The organism is Mycobacterium sp. NGS61 (genome assembly GCF_059812325.1).
Window position 1 is genome coordinate 1 of record NZ_JCALCL010000030.1, and the last position, 579, is coordinate 579.

The following is a 579-nucleotide window of genomic DNA, read 5'->3' on the forward strand; positions in this document are numbered from 1 at the left end:
GGCCAGCATGGCCATGGTGTTGGCCTCATGGGTGCTGGCCATCGACTGATAGGCCCGCACCAGATCGGTCATGGCCTGGTTCCACTGCACCTGCCACGCCTGATAGGTCACCCCGGTGTCACCCTGCCAGGCATTCTGCAACGCAGCCTGCTCAGCAGAGATATCCGCACCCAGCCCCGACATGGTCCCGGCATAGCCCGACATATCCCCCGCGTGCGCCAGCATCGCCGGGTAGTTGTACATGATCTGCGACATCACAAGTCCTTAAAACTCGAAGGAACCGGCTCAGAAACCGGTGTAGGTCGACGCGGCCGCGGCATCGGCAGCCACATAAGTACCCGCAGCCTCACCCAGGTTGGCCTGCGCGATGTCCAGCAACGTGTTCACCCGCGCCGCCATCTCCACAAACCGGGCATGCGCAGCCTGAAACGCCGCCGAGGACTCACCCTGGTGAAACGCCTGCGCCGACATCGCCGCCTGCTCCGCCTGACCAATCGTGTGCCGCATCAACCCCGCCTTGGCACCGAACGCCGACTGCGACGACACCAACTGCGGAATATGAGCATCCAACAAACTCAT

Annotated in this window: 2 protein-coding genes; both read right to left on the bottom strand. The window is 62.9% G+C overall.

Annotated features, from left to right (window positions below):
- On the bottom strand, positions 1-255 hold a 255-nt coding region (locus tag AC5Y3Z_RS25515; RefSeq protein ID WP_473140392.1), incomplete at its 3' end, for a WXG100 family type VII secretion target.
- A 30-nt stretch (positions 256-285) separates the two neighbouring features.
- Positions 286-579, bottom strand: a complete 294-nt coding sequence (esxG, locus tag AC5Y3Z_RS25520) for a type VII secretion system protein EsxG (RefSeq protein WP_463829107.1) — start codon at positions 577-579, stop codon at positions 286-288.